The following is a 13940-nucleotide window of genomic DNA, read 5'->3' as shown; positions in this document are numbered from 1 at the left end:
TGGGGGAGGCTGGCTTTGATGACGGAGGTGGGGATGCCGGGGAGTGCTTTTTGGGCGACGGTCTGGACGGTGGTGGAGTTGATGTTGGTGTGCATGTAGGCGGTGGCCTGCTGGACGGCGGTGGCGAATTTCTTGGCTGTGTCGGGATTCTGGGTGAGGTAGCTGTTGCGGGCGACGACGATCTGTCCGTAGCCGGCTTGTGCTTCGGACCAGGCGGGGACCTTGATGGAGTCGGCGACGACGATGCCGTCGCCGGTGTCCTGGATGGCCAGGGGGGTGGGCTGGGAGGTGACGAACCAGTCGATCTGGTTGCTTTTGAGGGCTGCCTTGTCGGCGGCGGGGCTGGGCAGGGAGACCCACTTGACCTTCGAGGAGTCCACCCCGTAGGCCTTGAGGAAGACGGCTGCTTCGCCCTTGGTGTTGGCGGAGCTGGCGCCGCCGGTGGAGCCGTCGAGTGCTTTGGCGACCTGGGCGGCGGGGGTGTCGGCGGTGAGGCCGTGCGCCGTGGCGAACTTGGTGCTGACGATCAGGCCGAGGGGGTTGCCGCCGCCGTCCGCCGCGATCGCCGTCTCCGGGACGTTCTTGCCGATCGCCGAGACGAAGTCGGTCGGACTGTCGTTGAGGAACTGGATGGAGCCGGACTCCAGTGCGGAGGTGCCGGTGGCCGCGGTCGTCGTCACGTACTTGACCTTCAGCTTCTGCTTGCTGAAGTAGCCGTTGGCCTCGGCCAGCCGGATCGGCAGGTCGAAGATGTTGCCCGCGACCCCGACCGTGACCGTGGTCGTGCCGTCGGCGTTCTTGCCCGAGCCGCTCCCGCCGCACCCGGTCAGTGCCACCGCGCAGAGCGCGACGGCACTGCCGGCCGCGAGGACCCGGGCGCCGGCCCGGGTGAACGCCACGCTGCCGCCCCCGGCCTGTCTGGGGGCTCCGGCGGCGCCGGTCTCCGTGTCGTCGTGAGTCATGAGATCTCCTGTCACGCTGATGGTCGAGGGTGGTCCGGTGGATGAATGCGTTGCCATGGCCGGCAACGGCTAGCCGAGGACGAGTGCGTGCCGCGCGGTGGCGACGTGGTGACGCATCGCGGCGGTGGCCGCCTCGGGATTCCGCGTCACGATGCCGAGGAGGATGGTCTGGTGCTCCTCGAACGACCCGGTCCTGGGGTGCTGCGCGGAGACATTGCGGTACTGGCGCATCACGAGCGGGTAGAGCAGGGTGTCGTAGGCCCGCGCCAGCGTCGCCTGATGGGCGGCCGCTTTCACCTGCTGGTGGAATCGGCGGTTGCCCTGCGAGTACGCCGCCTGGTCGTTGCGCGCCCGCGCGTCCGCCATCGCCTCCAGCGTGGCGCGCAGTTCGCGGATCTCGTCCTCGGTGGCCCGCTCCGCGGCCTTCCCGGCCAGTGCGGATTCGAGGGTCTCGCGGGCCTCCAGGATGTCCTTGGCCTCCTCCGGGGAGAAGATCCGGGTACGGACACCGCGGTTGACCTCGCTGGTGAGGTAGCCCTCGTGCGCCAGGCGGACGAGAACGGCCCGCATCGTCCCGCGGGAGACGTTGCACATCCTGGTCAGGTCGGCCTCGGTGAGCCGGGTGTTGGGCTCGATGCTGCCCGACAGCAGCAGCGAGCGCAGTTCGTCGTACACCTGGCTGTGCCGGGTCTCGGATGCCCGGGTGTCGTGGGTGATGCCGTTGTTGCTCTGCACCGTGATCGCCTACGTGTCTGGAAGGGGAGAGCGCCGTCCGTGCCGAACCGGTGGGCGGCGAGGCGCCCTTGTGCCGTCAGGTCAGTCGCCGACCACACCGAGGCCGGGGTAGAGCCGGCGGGCCGTGCCGGCGAGGATGTCGGCCCGTGCCGCCTCGGGCAGCCCGGCCAGCACCGTCTCGGCGAGCTTGCGCAGGTCGGGCAGCGACTGCTCGGCGGCCGGGCAGTTGGAGCCCCAGGCGATCCGGTCGGAGCCGAAGGAGTCGAGGACGGGCGCGAGGAAGTCCGCGGCCCGGTCACCGGCGTCGTGCAGCCGCTCGAGGTTCCGGTGCGTCAGCTTCAGGTGCAGGCCCGGGTTCTTCGCCAGCGCGGCGATCCCCCGGCCGGCCTCCGCGGGCGAGTCCGCGATGTCGGGGTAGCCCATGTGGTCCAGCAGGACGCGCACCCCGGGGAACCGCACCAGCACCGAGACCAGGTGCTTCGTCGCGGGCCCGTGCCGCATCTGGAGGCAGACGGTGACGCCGAGTTCCTCGGCCGAGCGCCAGAAGTCGTACGTCTCCGGCGTGGCGAACCACTGCCCCTGCTCGGGCACCGTGCTGCCGCTGGTGAACAGCCGCACCCCGGCCAGGCCGCCGTCGCCGACCAGATCGGCCAGTCGGGCGCCGGCTCCGGGCTTGAGCGGGTCGAAGGTGCCCACGGCGACGAACCGCTCGGGCCACCGCTTGCGGCTGTCCAGGACGTAGGAGTTGTCGTATCCGTACGCGGTGGTGGCCTGCACCAGGACGGCCTGGCGTATGCCGGTCCCGTCCATCCTGGCGACCATCTCCTCGGCGGTGACGGGCCTGGAGGCGGCCCACTCCGACTGCTTCCCGCCGATCGGCGCCCGCGGATAGCGCGCCAGGTCCTGCGAGATGATGTGGCAGTGGGTGTCGACGATGTCCATGTTCGTGCGGTTCCTTCGCCTTGAAGTGGTGCTGACGGTCGCGGTGGACGCGGTGGGTAGGGTCGGCGGCGAGGACGCGGGCCCGGTCGCCCCGGGCCGCGCCCGGCTCAGGCGCTCGGGTAGTCGCCCTCGGCGAACAGCCGGTGCGGGTCGCCGGGGAAGTCCGGGTCGAGCAACCCCTGTTCGCGGGAGTAGCGCACCAGGGCGCCGAGGCTCGCGGCGTTCGCGTCGACGCCGTAGGGGATCGGGTCGCCACCGACCTGCCGCGCCTGCAGGCCCAGTCGGGGCAGTTCGGTCCACTCCGGGTCGTCGGCGACCTGGAGCTGCTTGCTTCGCGCCAGCGCCGCGTACAGGGCGGTGGGCAGGTCGGGGTCGGCCTTGACGAGGTCGGCGCGGACGGCGACGACCGAGTGCAGGGGGTAGATCCCGGTGCGCAGGTACCAGTCGTGCCCGAGCACGTCGGCGTCCGCGAAGAGCGGGTACGGGCCTTCGTCGCCGGTCGCCCCGCCGGCGGCGGGTTCGGCCGCGGCCGTCCAGCCGGCCGTGGGCGCGCCGGCCCGGCCGGTGCCCGCGTTGCCGGTGAACGCGGCGTCGATCTCCCCGGCGCGCAGCAGCTCGCCGAGGGACCGCCCGTCCGTGACCCGCTCGACGTTGCCGGGCGTGCGGCCCTCGATGTGGTCGTCGTCGTCGACCACCCAGGTGATGCTGTCGACGTCCACGCCGTACTCGCCGGCGAGGACGCCGCGCACCCACACGCCGGTGGTCACGGTGTAGGCGCGCACCCCGACGCGCCGCCCCTCCAGGTCCTTCGGGACGCGGATGCCCGAGCCGGCGGCGCACTGGACGTCGCCGTGGTGGAAACGGCGGTTGAGGAAGACCGGGACGCCGGTGAGCGCCACGTCCTCCTGGAGCGCCATCAGGTAGGAGGTCGGCGCGAGTTCGCACACGTCGAACTCCAGGTTCCTGATCATCCGCCGGTAGGCGCCGATGATCGGCCTGACCTTCACCTCCTCGATGTCGTAGCCGTCCACCGGGACGCCGCCGTCGATCAGTGCCTGGGCGTGCCGGTAGTTGCCGAGGGCCACCGTGAGCTTTGCCATGACCTGCCTTCCAGTCGGATGTGTGCGTGCGGACCTGGTGCCGGGCTGGTGCTCAGCCACCCAGGCGCGCGGGGGTGACGCCGAGAGCGGCGCAGGACTGCTCCAGCAGCTCGTCGAACTCCACCGGCCGCGGGAGCACTTCCTGCTCCAGCGCGTACCGGGCGGCCAGCGTGACCGGGCCGCGCAGGGCCTCGAAGCCCACCGCGCCCGCCCCGTCGGCGTCCTTGGCGGCCACCTCGCGGATCGCGTCGTACAGGGCGACGACGGTGGCGGAGTGCTCCGCCGCCGCTTCGGCGGTCACGCCGATCACGTGGTTGAGGGGGAGGAACCCCCGGTCCGCGGTCCACTGCGCGGCGACCTCGCGCGCAGCGGGGATGGCGGTGCGGATGCGGTCGTCGTCCGGGAGTTCGTTGCCCATGATCCCGTAGTCGAGCCGGCCGTCGAGGAAGTCCGCCTGGAGGCGGGCCCCTTCGGGCGCGAGGGTGATCCAGGCCGGGTCCTGGTGGTCGTCGACGTGGCCTCCCTCGTACACCGTCCAGTCCACCGCGCGCGGGTCGACGCCGTACTGCTCGCTGAGGAAGCCGCGCACCCACACCCCGGTGGTCTGGCTCCAGGACCGGACACCGACGCTCCTGCCCTCGATGTCCTCGACCGACAGGTCGCCCATGGTGACCAGGGTCTGGTGCTGGGTGCGGCCCAGCGCGGTGACCGGCAGCAGGACCACCGGCTTGTCGTGGGCGACGGCCTGGAGAAGCGTCACCACGGCCAGTTCGCACACGTCGACCGCCTGGTCGTTCACGAATCCCCGGGACGCCTTGTGCACCGGCTTCACGTCCAGGCGCTCGACGGCCGCCCCGCGTGCGGCGGCCGCGCCCAGCGCGGCCGCCGCGAGGTCGTCACGGCCCACTACCAGCTTCATCTCCGGCTCCTTCTGCTTCACGTCTGGTCCGCCCCGGTGCCGTTCCGGCCCTCGCGCCCACGCCGGTGGTGCCGCTCGTGGTGCAGGCGCAGCAGGTCGGCGCCGTAGTCGTTGCCGTTCGGGGTGCGGACGACGGTGTGGATGTGCCGCCGGGTCGGCACGTCGTTGTCGAACATCACCCCGGCCTGGTGCTCGAACTCGATGAGGATCACCGGGCTGTGCACGCGGTAGTAGAAGGCGCTGTCGGGGCCGCCGTCGCCGATCCAGGAGAACCAGGTCTCCTCCCGGTGGGCGAGCACCTCCTCCGTCCGGACCCGGGCGTGGCCGTCGCCGGCGCGGCCGACGTACAGGCCGACCAGCTCGGCGGCGGCCTCGGCCTGGCGGGCGTCGAGGTCGCTGAGCAGCAGTCCCTGGTAGTCGAGTTCGTGGTTGTCGCGGAAGGCGCCGACGAACAGGTCGGGCGGCAGCACCTCGCCGATCACGGCCCGGGCGCGCTGCTGCCCGGTCAGGCTGTCGAACAGCCGCTGCCCGAGGGCCTCCTCATGCCGGAAGACGTGCGTGCCGGCGTACTTCCCCGAGGTGGCGTGGACCGGCTCGGCGCCGAGGAACGTCGGGGTGAGCACCATCTGGTCGCCGACGAAGGCGCAGTTGACGTTGACGTGGTGGCCGTCGAGCTGCCAGCCCCACGGCTGCCCGCCCCGGTCCGGCTCGCCGTAGACGGTGAACCAGTACAGCCACTCGTTGAGCAGGTCCTCCTCGCCGCGCAGCTCGCCGATCGTCAGGTTCAGGTGCATCAGGTCGAGGACCTGCGCGAACCCGGCGTCGCTCAGGGCGGCGCGGACGACCTCCAGGGCCAGCCGCCGGGGTTCCTCGCCGAGTTCCTCCAGGCACAGGCCGTGCCGCAGGAAGTAGCGGGCGCCGTTGGCCCAGTGCCGCCAGGACACGTCGTCCATCGGCAGCCGCCCGCCCGCCAGTTGCCCGGGGGTGAGCGCGGCGAGGTAGTCCTCCCCCGCGCGGCGCACGCCCGAGACGTCCACGCCGGTGGAGCGCAGCGGGAACAGCCCGGGCCGGATGCCGGCCGGGGCGGCGACGCCGCGGAACGGCTCGTCCGCCGCGCGCCGGCGCCACTCCACCCGCTCCAGCAGGTCCGGCGTCCACACCTCGGGTTCGCGGGTCGGTGCCTTCGGCCGGTACCGCAGTCCGTCCGTACTCATCGCTGCCTCCGTCCCGTCTCCGTGCTCGCCCTTGCTCCGGCCGTGTCCTCGGCCCTGTCGTCGGCTCTGTTACGCATCGAGGAAGGGGACCTTCCGCTCGATCCCGTCGAGATCGACCGCGGAGCGCACCACCTGCTGCTCCAGGGCGTAGCGGGCACCGATCTCCAGTGCCGCCCGCAGCGGCCCGCTCCAGCCCGCGGCGACCACCCGGCCGGCCGGGGAGGCGTCGCGTGCCCCCGCGGTGGCGGCGATCGCGTCGCGCAGCGCCCCGCACAGCGCGGCCACGGCCTGTGGCGCGGACTCCAGTACCTCGTCGCGCACCACGACCATGTGGTTGACCGGGATGGTGCCGTGCCGCTTGATCCAGGCCTGCCCGGCGGCCGGCGCGTCCTCGATCACCGGCACCAGGTCCATGCCCTGGGTGCCGCCGGCGCGCGGGCCGAGGACGGCAGCGGCCACCTCGCCGCCGCGCAGCAGGTCGGGGACCTTCGCCGCGCCCGACCGCAGGACGTTGTCCGGCTCGCGGTACCCCGCGACGTGCGGTTCCTCGGTGGTGACCCAGGTGACGGCCGACGGCTCGACGCCGTAGTCCTCGCGCAGCAGGCCGCGCACCCACAGGCCGGTGGTCTGGGAGGAGGAGCGCACCCCGACCCGCCGGCCGGCGAGCTGCTCCGGGGCGAGCGCCGGGCCGCCCGGCAGGCGGGTCAGCGACCGGTGGTGGGTGCCGCCGATCATGACCACCGGCAGCAGCGTGATCGGGACGCCGGCCTCCCGCGCCTGGAAGTACGTCGCCAGCGCCATCTCGCAGACGTCGTACTCCAGGTTCCGGACCATCCGTGCGAAGGCCGAGTAGAGCGGGGACGCCTGCCCGAAGCGGCACTCCACCCCCGGGACCGGGAGGGTGCCGTCCTTCAGCGGGCGCGTGTGCGGGTAGTCCCCGAGCAGCACCGAGAGCGTCGTCATCACACGTCCTCGCCGTACTGCAGCCGCCGGTACGGAACGCTCAGCACGTTCCGGGTGATGCGGACGTCGACCACGGTCGGGCGCGGGTCGCGGACGAACTCAGCTAGGGCGGCGCGCAGTTGGTCGGTGGTGCGGACGGTGGCGCCGGCGCCGCCGAGCGCGACGGCGACCGGGCCGAGGTCCGGGTTCGGGATGACGGCCAGCTCGGGGTCCAGGCCCTTGGCCTTCGCCTTGTGGAACTCCGCGCCCAGCCCCTCGTCGTTCATCACCACGACCAGCACGGGGATCTCGTAGCGGCAGGCGGTCTCGAACTCCGCCAGGTGCATCAGGAAGCTGGCGTCGCCCTCCACCACGAAGGCGGGACGGTTGCCGTTCGCCACGATCGAGCCGATGGTCAGCAGCGGGGCCTGGCCGATCGCGCCGAACATGCCGTAGTTGGACAGCACGTCGCGGGAGCGCTGGAAGAGCATCGTGCCGAAGTCGGTCTGGTGGCCGCTGCCGAGCACCAGCCCGATCTCGCGCGGCAGTTCGGCGTCCAGCACGCGGATGGCCTCGCGCGGGTCGAGTCGGCCGGGCTCTGCCTCGACGCCGGACGGCGCCGCCAGCGGCTCGGTCAGCCGGCGGCGCACGTCGTCGGTGTGGAAGCCCTCCAGCTGGACCGCGCCCTGCTCCAGGGCCTGGTTCAGCTCGGCGAGCGCGGTGCGGGCGTCGGCCCGCACGTAGCAGTCCGCGGCCCGGCCGTTGCCCATCACCACGTGCTGCGCGGAGTCGATCTGCACGTAGGTGGCGTCCGGGAAAAGCAGGCCGTGCTCGGTGGTGTAGTGGTTCAGGCTGGCCCCGACCGCGATCACGCAGTCGGCCTCCTGCAGCAGTTCCATGGCGGCCTTGTTGCCGTACAGCCCGGAGATGCCGACGTGGAACTCGGTCGCGTCGCACAGCCAGTTCTTCGCCTGGAGGGTGGTGGCCAGCAGCGCCCCGGTCCGCCGCTGGAGCCGCAGCACCTCCTCGCCGGCCTCCGACGAGCGCGCGCCGCGCCCGGCGATGATGACCACCCGCTTGCCGGCCCGCACGATCGCCGCGGCCCGTCCGATCCTCGCCGGGTCCGGCAACAGCCGTGCGGTGTCGATGAGTTCGGTGGACGCGACGTACGGCCCCGCCTCCTCGTACTCCTGGACCTGGACGTCGACGGGGGCGCTGAGCATCACCGGCCGCGACTCGGTCCTGGCCAGGTAGAACGCCTGCCGCACGGCCTCCTCGGCGAGGTCGGGCCGCGACACGTGGACGAAGCCGCACTCGATGGCGGCGGCGAACCGGCGCTGGTCGAGGTACTGCACGGCCGTCTCGTCGCCCACGGGCGTCTCGCCGCAGAACGCGACGAGCGGGGTGCCGGCCCGGCTGGCGACGATCATCGAGGTGGCCAGCTGCGCGGTGCCGGGACCGCTGGTGGTGGTGACGACGCCGGGCCGGCCGGCGGTCCGCGCCCAGCCGTCGGCCATGCCCAGACCGGAGCCCTCGTGCCGCACCTCGTACAGGTTCACCCCGCGCTCGTGCAGGGCGTTCATCCAGTGCATGTTGGCGTCGCCCATCATGCCGAAGACGTCGCTCGCGCCCTCTTTGACGAACGCTTCGGCGAGCGCCTCGTAGACCTTCACTTGCCGGACTCCTTCGCGGTGGTGACAGTGGTGCCGGCCGGGCCGGATGCGCCGGGCAGGGCGGACGGGTGAGGTGCCGCAGGGGCGGGTCCGGCCGGGGCGGCGGGTACGGCGATGCCCCTGGCGGCCAGGACGGACGGCAGCCGGCCGAATACCCGCAGCGCGTTGCCGGCGAAGATCGCGTCGAGGTCGTCCCCGCCGAGCGATTCCAGCGAGCTCAGCAGGTGCCCGGTGTCGTCGAAGCGGTGGCCGGTCTCCGGGTCCACCCCGCGGACGGCGCCGATCATCTCCGAGGCGAAGAGGACGTTCACGGTGGGGACGATGTCCACCAGCAGCTGCATCCCGCGCCGGTGGTACACGCAGGTGTCGAAGAAGACGTTCCGCAGCACCGACTCCTCCAGCGGCGGCCGCCCCTGGTCCTGCAGGAACCCCCGGTACCGGCCCCAGTGATAGGGGACGGCGCCGCCGCCGTGCGGGATGACGAGCTTCAGGGTCGGGAAGTCCCGGAACAGGTCCGACTGGCACAGCTGCATGAACGCCGTGGTGTCGCCGCCCAGGTAGTGCGCGCAGGTGCCCTGGATCGCCGGGTTGCGCGACATCGCCACGTGGATCATCGCGGGGACGTCGAGCTCCACCATCTTCTCGTAGAGCGGGTAGTAGACCTTGTCCGTCAGCGGCGGCGCCTGCCAGTACCCGTCCGACGGGTCGGGATTGAGCAGGCATCCGACGAAGCCCAACTCCTCGACGCACCGCTGCAGTTCGACCGCACTGCGGCGCACGGACGAGGCGAGCGGCTCGCCCGGGGACTGCGGGAGCTGGCACACCCCGACGAAGCGCTCGGGGAAGAGCCCGCACACCCGGGCGATCAGGTCGTTGGCGACCTGCGACCAGGCCAGACTGGTCTGCTCGTCACCGAAGTGGTGCGCCATCTTCCCCGCGCCCGGCGAGAACAGCGCCAGGTCCGTGCCGCGTTCCCGCTGCAGCTTCAACTGCCCGTTCTCGATGGCCTCGATGATCTCGTCATCACCGATACGCAACTCGGCCGGTGGGACCCGCGCGCCCGACTCCTCGAACGCCTGGATCTGCCGCTCCCGCCACTTCCCCAACGCGGCCGGGGCCGTGGTGAAGTGGCCGTGACAGTCGATACGCATGGAAACTCCGCAACTCACGTGCCGGGTCCGCTTTCCGCGGACACGGCGGGGGCTTGATGGCAGTCGGAACGCTGCACGGACGCAGCCCGAAGGCAGCCCGGGCACCGCCCGGACGTGCCGGGGGCGGTACGGGCAGGGGGCGTTGGCGGGGGGGGTCCGGCGCGGGGTCGATATCGGACGGGGTCGTAGGCGGTATGGCGCGGGAGGGCTCAGTCGCGGCCGGTGAGCGACCGGCCCAGCTCCAGGCCGGGATAGGTCCGCACCGGCATGGACATCAGGAAGCGGTAGCCGTCGTCCAGCACCTGCTTGACGTTGCCGGCCGTCACGTGGGGGTGCCCGACCGGGACACCGCGGGCCGCGCAGATGTCGAGGATGCGACGCTTGCACTCCAGCATCCGCGGGTGGTCGTACTGGCGGGGGATGCCCAGTTCCTGGCTCATGTCGCCCTCGCCGACGATGATCAGGCCGATCCCCGGCACCTGGTCGAGGATGTCGGGCAGGTTCTCGATGGCGAGCTGGTCCTCGATCATGAGCGCCACCAGGATCTCGCCGTGCGGATCGAGCGGCCACACGTCGGCCTTCGCGTAGTACTCCGCGTTGGTGACGCCCCAGTAGCGGGCCGCGGCCGCGGGGCTGTCGCCGCGCAGGCCCGCGGGTTCATGGCGCGGGCGGTCCGGCAGCCGCGGGTAGCGGCAGGCGGCGACCGCGTTGTACGCCTGCTCCACGGTGGACACGTGCGGCCACACGATGCCGTACGCCCCCAGGTCCAGGGCCTGCTTGGCCTGCCACTGGGCCTTCTCGACGCCGTTGACCGGGATCCGGACCAGCGGGGTGAGCGCGGGGGCGACGCTGTCCGCGTCGAAGACCTGACGCCTGTTCAGGAGGTACTGGAGGCTGTCGCGCAGCGCGGGGACGTCCCAGGGCTTGTGCTCGGTCTCGAACACCAGGGCGTCGTAGTCGGTGCCGGCGAACTCCAGGGCGGCCGACGGGTCGGCCGCCGCGAAGGACGCGAAGACGTGCTGTCCCGCCGCGAGGGCGCCGATCACCTTATTGAGCCGGGGCGTTGCCACTGCCGACCTCCTCGGTCTGCTGCGTCTGCTGGGTCTGTTGCGGGTGGAGCGCGCCGTCACCTGAGGGCCGGGGCGGTGACGGGGGCGGCTGCGCGGCCGGGTGCGCCGCCCGCCTGCGGCGCAGCAACCGGCCGAACCATGCGCGCAGCCGGTTCAGCCGGGTGGGATGCGCCTCCCCGCCGGCAGCTGCGGGGACCGGCGCGGTGCCGGGTGCGCCGGCGGCGGCCGGTACTCCCTCGGCGGCGGGGACTCCGGCGGCGGCCGCGGCGGGCTCGCCGCACACCGCGATGAGCTTGGCGGTGAAGTCCTTGGTCATCCGGGAGACCACCACCCCAGCACCCGACTCGACCAGCGAGGCGAGCTTGCCGCTGAGGGTCACCTCGCCTTCCATCAGCACCCGCGCGCTGCCCGCCTGCTCGCCCTCGACCACCCGGAAGGTGGCCTCGCCGCGGAAGCGGGTGGCTCCCTGCCCGTCGCCGCCGCGGGCCGAGAGGCGGCCCTCGAACTCCTCCGGGTTCAGGTCCAGGGTGATGCGGGCGGCGAACCGGACCCGGATCGCCCCGAACTTGATCACCAGCGCCCCGTCGAACGAGCCGTCGTCGTGAGCCGCGCCGAGTTCGGCCCCGGCGATGCACGACACGACGTCCGACGGGCTGGACACGACCTCCCAGACCCGGTCGCGCGGACTGGGGACGTCGATCACTTCCTTGATCGTTATCACTGCGGTTTCCTTACGCGGGAGCGCCGGACAGGTCGATCTCCGACTTGAACAGGCTCCACAGGTCGTTGTAGAGCTCGGAGAACTCGCGCGACTCGACCAGGGATCCGATGTCACGCGGCCGTTCGAAGGGGACGTCCAGAACGCGGCGCACCGTCCCGGGGCCCTTGGACATCACGATCACCTGGTCGGCGAGGTAGAGCGCCTCGTTGAGGTCGTGGGTGACGAAGACGAGCGTGCCCTGCTGCTCCTCCCACAGGTTGAGCAGGTCCTGCTGGAGCTTGAGCCGGGTGATGGCGTCCAGCGGCCCGAACGGCTCGTCCATCAGCACGATGGACGGGTCGTAGATCAGCGCCCGCGCGATGGCGACGCGCTTCTGCATGCCGCCGGACAGCTCCCGCGGGTAGTGGTCCTCGAAACCGGTGAGGCCGACCACCCTGATCCAGTGCGCGATCCGCTCGTTCCGCTCGTCCTTGCCGACCCTGCGGAACTTCAGCGCCAGCCCGATGTTGGCCTTCACGCTGAGCCAGGGCAGCAGGTTCGCCTTCTGGGTCACGTACGCCGCTTCGGAGTTGACCCCGGTGACGGGTTCGCCGTCGAAGTGGACCCCGCCCCGGGTCGGGGCGAGCAGTCCCGCGGCCAGGTTGAGGATGGTGCTCTTGCCGCAGCCGCTCGGGCCGATCACGGCGACGAACTTCCGTCGCTCGACCCGGAGCGAGACGTCCTCGATGGCCGGTTGGTGCCCCCCGGGGAACTCCAGGGTCACGTGGTCGAAGCGGAGTGCCTCCGCGTTCGGGTCATGCTGGTTGGTCGACAACTCTGTCTCCTTGACCGGCTACGGGAGAGGCGATCCGGCATGTGCGTACGGCGTCCGGGCAGCCCCGGCGCCGGACGCCGCCGGCCACGGTTCGGCTCCCTCACTGCAGCCGGGTGCGCGTGGCCCCGGAACAAAAGGGGAGGGAGGGGAACACGCGCCCCTGGCTGGCGGATTGTCCAACAACTTGCGAGCGACCGTAACACCGCCGAATCATCAGCTCAAGGAGAAGGTACGAAAATCCTTCGATCGGATCGGCCGACGGCAGCGGGGCGACCCCGGCCCGTTGAACAAACCAGCGGGGTCCGCGGGGCGAGGGGCGTCGCCAAAAGGTCTCAATCCTGCTTCCAACAGGGCATATCTCAGACGTCACACCGCACGCCCGTCCGCCGGGCGGCCCCACGTCCCCCCGTCCCCGTGACTTCGAAGCGGATCGCCGATCCTGAGCATCCTGCGGCATGCCGTGTGGCGGGAGAGGGGCGCCGTGAGCGCCGCGGGCGACTTGTCGAACAATCCTCGTTCCCCCTCGACGAGCCCGCGGCGGAGTCCGCCACGCCCGGCAGCAGGCGGCTCCGGCGCGGCACATTGTCGACCACGCTTCGCCGTCGCCGAACCGGCTTCGGCACCAACACACCTGTCCACGGCCGAAGTTGTTGCGGGGCCAAATCCGCGGTGTTACGGTCGCTCGCACCTTGTACGACAATCGTGACTCGGTGCGACCCATGGAGGAGTAACCCCATGAGACGTCTTCTCTCGGACGCCAGTGACGCGGAACCTGCCAGACGGGCCGCGCGAGCCCCACGAAGGGGCGCACGCACCAGCACCCGCGCGGTCGCACCGGCCGTCGCTATGGCACTGGGAACCCTGACGCTCACCGCGTGCGGGAGTAACGGCCCGGGCAAGAACGCGGACGGCACGACCACGGTCACGGTCGGGGTCGCGGGCAACATCTTCGACCTGCCGATCCGGCTGGCCGAGGCCAACGGCTACTTCAGCAAGCAGAAGCTGAAGGTCAAGTACGTGACGACGACCGCGGCCACCGGCACCTCCGCACTGGAGTCCGGCTCCATCCAGTTCCTCAACGACAGTCCGACCGACTTCGTCTCGGCGATCGGCAAGAACGTCCCGGAGACGGCGATCGCGGCGGACGGCGGCGGCAACCCCCTCGGCCTGATCGTCAGCACCAAGTTCGCCACGGCGCACGGCCTCACCGCCGACACCCCCGCCGCCCAGGTCGCCAAAGCACTCGACGGCTCCACCGGCGGCGCCAGCTCCGCCAACACCAAGGGCGAAGCAGCCGTCTTCCTCAAGGCCTACGGGGTGGACTCCTCGAAGGTCAAGTGGGTCTCCCTGCCCAGCCCCGCCGCCGACAAGGCAGCCCTCAAAAGCAACCAGATCGACTGGTTCGTCACCTCCCAGCCCACCCCCCTGGCCATCCAGGACACCGGCGACGGCATCGTCGTCGCCGACTCCATCAAGGTCCCCGCCTGGTCCGAAGCACAAGCCGGCTACGGACAGATCGTCGTCGCCCGCAACAGCTACCTCACCCAGAATCCCGACACAGCCAAGAAATTCGCCACCGCCGTCCAGCAGGCCACCGCCTACATGCACACCAACATCAACTCCACCACCGTCCAGACCGTCGCCCAAAAAGCACTCCCCGGCATCCCCACCTCCGTCATCAAAGCCAGCCTCCCCCA

The 13940-nt window shown here is 71.5% G+C and carries 13 protein-coding genes; 1 reads left to right on the top strand and 12 read right to left on the bottom strand.

Features of this window, described 5'->3' with window-relative positions:
- The 12 genes from C4U44_RS40845 to C4U44_RS40790 all read right to left on the bottom strand — a co-directional run.
- A partial coding sequence (locus C4U44_RS40845) for an ABC transporter substrate-binding protein (protein ID WP_103891200.1) occupies positions 1-962 on the bottom strand: 962 nt, incomplete at its 3' end.
- Between the two features lie 69 nt (positions 963-1031).
- Positions 1032-1697 (bottom strand): GntR family transcriptional regulator, encoded by a 666-nt coding sequence (locus tag C4U44_RS40840; protein WP_103891199.1) that lies wholly within the window; start codon positions 1695-1697, stop codon positions 1032-1034.
- A gap of 81 nt (positions 1698-1778) precedes the next feature.
- Positions 1779-2639 (bottom strand): amidohydrolase family protein, encoded by an 861-nt coding sequence (locus C4U44_RS40835; RefSeq protein ID WP_103891198.1) that lies wholly within the window; start codon positions 2637-2639, stop codon positions 1779-1781.
- A gap of 107 nt (positions 2640-2746) precedes the next feature.
- Positions 2747-3739 carry a substrate-binding domain-containing protein gene (locus C4U44_RS40830; RefSeq protein WP_103891197.1) on the bottom strand — a complete coding sequence of 331 codons (993 nt, stop codon included), beginning with the start codon at positions 3737-3739 and terminating at the stop codon, positions 2747-2749.
- A 52-nt stretch (positions 3740-3791) separates the two neighbouring features.
- A complete protein-coding gene (locus C4U44_RS40825; protein WP_103891202.1) occupies positions 3792-4658 on the bottom strand; it encodes a substrate-binding domain-containing protein in 867 nt (288 codons plus the stop codon).
- Positions 4659-4675: 17 nt separating this feature from the next.
- Entirely contained in the window at positions 4676-5872 is a 1197-nt protein-coding gene (locus tag C4U44_RS40820) for a DUF3500 domain-containing protein (RefSeq protein WP_103891196.1), read from the bottom strand.
- Between the two features lie 69 nt (positions 5873-5941).
- On the bottom strand, positions 5942-6835 hold the full coding sequence (locus C4U44_RS40815) for a substrate-binding domain-containing protein (RefSeq protein WP_200823589.1): 894 nt from the start codon (positions 6833-6835) through the stop codon (positions 5942-5944).
- Entirely contained in the window at positions 6835-8487 is a 1653-nt protein-coding gene (locus C4U44_RS40810; protein ID WP_103891194.1) for a thiamine pyrophosphate-binding protein, read from the bottom strand. The genes C4U44_RS40815 and C4U44_RS40810 overlap by 1 nt, the downstream gene beginning before the upstream one ends.
- On the bottom strand, positions 8484-9638 hold the full coding sequence (locus tag C4U44_RS40805; RefSeq protein WP_103891193.1) for an amidohydrolase family protein: 1155 nt from the start codon (positions 9636-9638) through the stop codon (positions 8484-8486). The genes C4U44_RS40810 and C4U44_RS40805 overlap by 4 nt, the downstream gene beginning before the upstream one ends.
- Positions 9639-9847: 209 nt before the next feature.
- Entirely contained in the window at positions 9848-10708 is an 861-nt protein-coding gene (locus tag C4U44_RS40800; protein ID WP_103891192.1) for an HpcH/HpaI aldolase family protein, read from the bottom strand.
- Entirely contained in the window at positions 10686-11429 is a 744-nt protein-coding gene (locus C4U44_RS40795; protein WP_103891191.1) for an SRPBCC domain-containing protein, read from the bottom strand. The genes C4U44_RS40800 and C4U44_RS40795 overlap by 23 nt, the downstream gene beginning before the upstream one ends.
- Positions 11430-11439: 10 nt before the next feature.
- Positions 11440-12243 carry an ABC transporter ATP-binding protein gene (locus tag C4U44_RS40790; protein ID WP_103891190.1) on the bottom strand — a complete coding sequence of 268 codons (804 nt, stop codon included), beginning with the start codon at positions 12241-12243 and terminating at the stop codon, positions 11440-11442.
- Between the two features lie 846 nt (positions 12244-13089).
- On the opposite strand from C4U44_RS40790, the gene C4U44_RS40785 reads away from it, so the two are divergent.
- Positions 13090-13940, top strand: an 851-nt coding sequence (locus tag C4U44_RS40785) for an ABC transporter substrate-binding protein (protein WP_200823588.1), incomplete at its 3' end; no start/stop codon positions are given.

This window comes from Actinacidiphila yanglinensis, from assembly GCF_900107965.1.
Lineage (GTDB): Bacteria > Actinomycetota > Actinomycetes > Streptomycetales > Streptomycetaceae > Actinacidiphila > Actinacidiphila yanglinensis.
Note: the sequence above shows the minus strand (reverse complement) of the source record. Positions and strands in the feature narration are given on the sequence as shown.